Here is a 4,329-nt window from a genome sequence, read left to right as displayed (position 1 = left end):
GAGCAGTGGACTTTTAATCCATTGGTCGATGGTTCGAGTCCATCATGACCCACCATTCTTTGAATGGTCTTATATCGGCGGATTTACGTGTCTAAATTTCCAGAGCGGGTCATTAGCTCAGTTGGTAGAGCAGTGGACTTTTAATCCATTGGTCGATGGTTCGAGTCCATCATGACCCACCATTCTTTTCGAATGGTCTCATATCGGCGGATTTACGCATCTAAATATCCAGAGCGGGTCATTAGCTCAGTTGGTAGAGCAGTGGACTTTTAATCCATTGGTCGATGGTTCAAGTCCATCATGACCCACCATTCCTGATTTATCTTTTCTTTCTAAGTTATCCTTTATTTATCTTAACAGCTCACAGCAATACTGTTCTTTAGCTTAAGATTCTCGTATAATTCGCGCCATGAATGCACTGTGGACTAAGTGGTCGAGAAATGAGTCTAGCTGAACAAATTATGCCTGAAGATTATATCTTCCCTCCAAAGCCAGCTCCGTTATCAAAAGACGAGCAAGCTGAGTATAAGGCGCGTATCAAACAATTATTAAAAGACAAGAACGCGGTTCTTGTTGCCCATTATTACACTGATCCTGAAATTCAAGCACTAGCTGAAGAAACAGGCGGTTGTGTTGCTGACTCGCTAGAAATGGCGCGTTTTGGCGCTAAGCACGACGCAGATGTAATTGTGGTAGCCGGTGTTCGCTTTATGGGCGAAACAGCAAAAATCCTAACGCCAAATAAAACAGTTGTTATGCCAACGCTTGCTGCAACTTGTTCATTAGACGTAGGTTGCCCAATTGAAGAATTCTCAGCGTTTTGTGATCAGCACCCTGATCGCAAGGTAGTAGTGTATGCAAATACATCAACAGCTGTTAAAGCGCGTGCAGATTGGATTGTTACTTCTTCATGTGCCCTAGAAATCGTTGAGCACCTTGATGAGCAAGGCGAAAAAATCATTTGGGGTCCAGATAAACACTTAGGTTCTTACATTCAAAAGAACACAGGTGCTGACATGATCATGTGGAATGGCGCCTGTATCGTTCATGACGAGTTTAAAACCAAAGCACTAAAGGATATGAAAGCCTTACACCCAGATGCGGCTGTATTGGTTCACCCAGAGTCTCCTGCGGAGATTGTAGCCTTAGCTGATGCAGTTGGCTCAACAAGCCAACTAATCAAAGCAGCGCAAACTATGGACAACAAAAAGTTCATCGTAGCGACTGACCGAGGCATTTTCTACAAAATGCAGCAGTTATGCCCAGAGAAAGAATTCTTTGAAGCACCAACAGCAGGTGAAGGCGCAACATGTAAAAGCTGCGCACATTGCCCGTGGATGGCAATGAATGGCTTAAAAGCGATTGAAGAAGCACTGACAGACCCAGAAGGTAAAGAAGTGTTTGTTGATATGGACTTGCGCGAAGGCGCATTAAAGTCGCTTAACCGTATGTTAGATTTTTCAGCAACGCTTCAACGCTAAGAACGAATTGACTATACAAAAGGCAAGGTGTTTACCTTGCCTTTTTTGTTTGATTACTAATCACTTAACTGCACTATTTTAAAAAGCCCTTGCGTCTGTAGGGTTGTTTTCATACTATAACGCCGCGCTAAACTCTAAGCGCCTTAGGTGACGTGTCCGAGTGGCTGAAGGAGCACGCCTGGAAAGTGTGTATACGGCAACGTATCGAGAGTTCGAATCTCTCCGTCACCGCCATTTCTAATCTTATAAGCTAACTTTAGTCATTTACAAATACTTTTAAATCGCATTTTAGCTTGTCTAATTATCTAAGCTGTTATTTCTTTCACACTCTTTCCAAAAAGACTGTCCTAATACTCTATTTATTTCTTCTACTGAAGTGAGGCCTTTTGAAAGTGCTTCTAAGGCTACTTTATATAAAGATCTCGCTCCGCATTTAGCTGCAATCTCTCTTAACTTACTGGTACTTTCTCCAGCACGAATTGCATCGGCTAGTTGATAATCAATAGTGATTATTTCGAACAGAGGAATACGTCCTTTGTAACCAGACTGATCGCAGTCATCGCAACCTGATGGCGACATAATATTTATATCAGGAAAGATGCTTTTAAAACGTTTACCATAGGTATCTGTGGACAACGGGCCACTTAGGTTACAACTAGGGCATAGTTTTCTAATTAATCGCTGCGCTGCAACACCTTTTAAGGAGTCTGCAATAATAGGACGTGACACACCTAAACCTATTAACCTTGAAATAGTCGTAATTGCATCACTAGTATGTAAGGTGGTCATCACAAAATGCCCAGTTATTGCAGCGCGAAAGGTCATTTCTGCCGTTTCTTCATCGCGAACTTCACCCATTAATATTACATCGGGATCTTGTCTTAAAATGCTTCTGAGGGCGCTGGAGAAGGTGAGGTTCTGATGTGGGTTAATATTAACCTGGGCAATACCTTCAATCTCATATTCAATTGGGTCTTCAACGGTGACAAGGCATTTTTCCGGAGTGTTTAATTCTTTTAGAGCAGCATAAAGCGTACTTGTCTTTCCTGACCCAGTAGGGCCTGTTATTACAAAGATACCTTCGCTACTTTGCAGTAAGTTTTTAAATGTATTGAGCTCTTGCTGTTGTAAACCAATATCATCTAACTTATTTACAACAGATTTAATCAGTAGACGGATGACTACTTTTTCTCCCCCTTTAACTGGTAGTGTCGATACCCGTAGATCCACATCCTGACCTTTGAGCTCTAAACTAGCACTTCCATCTTGTGGAACCATTTTTTTTGCTAAGTTAAGGCCAGATAATGCTTTTATTCTTTGTACTATTGGAATAAAAACTTGTGCTGGTAATTCTGATATGACCCTTAACATGCCATCTATTCTGTAACGAATTATGCCGCCATTATTAAAGGGTTCAATGTGAATATCACTGGCTTTGAATATAAACGCTTCTAACAGCATTTCGGATACAATTTTAACTATGGCTGAGTTCGAAGAGTCGGGCTCATTTTGTTTTGTTCGTGTGTTGAGTTGGTTTGATTTTATAATAATGTCATTTTCAGATAGCATTTGCTCCTGATAAAACATTTCCGTCCATTTTGCTATGAGCTCGGGTGATGCCAATACCGACTTAACATGAAGGGTCGTTAAAAATTCAACCATTGATTCCATATCAGTATCAAATGGGTGAGGGGAAGCTACTGTTAATAAGCCATTTGTAAAGCCTAAAGGAAAAACTCCATACTCTCTAGCTACTTTAAGAGAAACATAATTAAGCAATTCTTCTGACATATCATCAGGAAGTTTTGCTACATCTAACTGGTAACTTTTTGCAATCATTGCTGTTAACACTTTGCTGTCGACTTGCAAAATTGCCTCTGCACTTTTCCATGCTGAAATGGCTGACTCACCGTTATACATTTCTTCAATATTAATATTGCTGTTAGTCGATTTTTCAATGCAAAATCGTTTTAGCCAGTTAAAAGTGGCATTACTTCTGTGTACCTCATTTTTATCAATCATACTCATTCCATATATATTTTGTCGTCTTTGGCATCAAACGTGATTGTTGAATCACCATGTGGAATGGTTAAGCGAAAATGTTCATTGGTAATTTTTTCATAAGTTACATCCATGACAGATGCGATAGGGCTTGGTAAATCGTCTGGCAGTTCTCCGTAAGTTGTGCGGTAATGTTCAACATCTTCTGCAATCATTAATAATGCCACTGAGCTGCCTGTTTGATAATCTCTGTCGTAATTTACAGGGTGGGTTTCATGGCCAATTAGTAGAGTTTTTGCTAACAAAAATCCAAAAGCAATATATGCGGCATAAGGAAGCCAGCTAGGTAATACAATGGAAGCTCTATTTTTATTTCGTTGATTATTTTGCGTTTCATCCATCGCTTCCGCGATACTTTCTTGCCATCGTTTATTGGTTGAAATCATTTTTATCTTCCTAATTTTTTAATCATGATGCCCATGCTGTTGGCCTATATGTTGATCTGGATGTTTTACCCAGCCAGGAGGCCAATTCAAGTTAGAACCAGCATTGCTTCGACTGCCCGATCCTGAATCACCATTGGTACTAGTTTCTGTACTTGTACTCGTTTGGCTACCTGTGTTGCTATCTCCACTATTTCTATCTGGAGGTTGGGTGTTACCTGTGTTACTTGCGTCAGGAAGTTGAGTATTACCTGTATTGCTAGCATCAGGTTGCTGATTAGTCCCTGCATCAGTTAATTTTGGTGGTTGATTTATTTGATAAAGCAACAATTCGTCTGTAATTTCCAGTTTACCCTCTGATTTCACCTATTCAGCTCCATCCATGGTCAGGTACTTTTTACCAG

General features: G+C 40.4%; 4 protein-coding genes and 3 tRNA genes. 4 read left to right on the top strand and 3 right to left on the bottom strand.

What is annotated here, in order from left to right; all coding sequences use genetic code 11:
* Positions 1-106 precede the first annotated feature (106 nt).
* The 4 genes from AN394_RS20915 to AN394_RS20900 all read left to right on the top strand — a co-directional run bounded on the left by AN394_RS20915 (position 107) and on the right by AN394_RS20900 (position 1,715).
* A tRNA-Lys gene (locus AN394_RS20915) sits at positions 107-182 on the top strand.
* Between the two features lie 53 nt (positions 183-235).
* Positions 236-311, top strand: a tRNA-Lys gene (locus AN394_RS20910).
* A gap of 129 nt (positions 312-440) precedes the next feature.
* Positions 441-1,481 carry a quinolinate synthase NadA gene (nadA, locus tag AN394_RS20905; RefSeq protein WP_054561293.1) on the top strand — a complete coding sequence of 347 codons (1,041 nt, stop codon included), beginning with the start codon at positions 441-443 and terminating at the stop codon, positions 1,479-1,481.
* 146 nt (positions 1,482-1,627) lie between these two features.
* Positions 1,628-1,715 (top strand) — tRNA-Ser (locus AN394_RS20900).
* Between the two features lie 63 nt (positions 1,716-1,778).
* On the opposite strand, the gene AN394_RS20895 is transcribed toward AN394_RS20900, so the two are convergent.
* The 3 genes from AN394_RS20895 to AN394_RS20885 are packed head-to-tail and all read right to left on the bottom strand — an operon-like array spanning position 1,779 to position 4,291.
* Positions 1,779-3,503 (bottom strand): GspE/PulE family protein, encoded by a 1,725-nt coding sequence (locus tag AN394_RS20895; protein ID WP_055022487.1) that lies wholly within the window; start codon positions 3,501-3,503, stop codon positions 1,779-1,781.
* A 2-nt stretch (positions 3,504-3,505) separates the two neighbouring features.
* Positions 3,506-3,928, bottom strand: a complete 423-nt coding sequence (locus AN394_RS20890; RefSeq protein ID WP_054561295.1) for a hypothetical protein — start codon at positions 3,926-3,928, stop codon at positions 3,506-3,508.
* An 18-nt stretch (positions 3,929-3,946) separates the two neighbouring features.
* A complete protein-coding gene (locus AN394_RS20885; protein WP_055022486.1) occupies positions 3,947-4,291 on the bottom strand; it encodes a hypothetical protein in 345 nt (114 codons plus the stop codon).
* Positions 4,292-4,329: the final 38 nt, after the last annotated feature.

The sequence above is a fragment of the Pseudoalteromonas sp. P1-26 genome, from assembly GCF_001401795.1.
Lineage (GTDB): Bacteria > Pseudomonadota > Gammaproteobacteria > Enterobacterales > Alteromonadaceae > Pseudoalteromonas.
Note: the sequence above shows the minus strand (reverse complement) of the source record. Positions and strands in the feature narration are given on the sequence as shown.

Excerpts from the sequence above, each read along its gene's own strand:
- nadA (WP_054561293.1), top strand. The coding sequence starts at position 441 with ATGAGTCTAGCTGAACAAATTATGCCTGAAGATTATATCTTCCCTCCA.
- AN394_RS20895 (WP_055022487.1), bottom strand. The coding sequence starts at position 3,503 with ATGATTGATAAAAATGAGGTACACAGAAGTAATGCCACTTTTAACTGG.
- AN394_RS20890 (WP_054561295.1), bottom strand. The coding sequence starts at position 3,928 with ATGATTTCAACCAATAAACGATGGCAAGAAAGTATCGCGGAAGCGATG.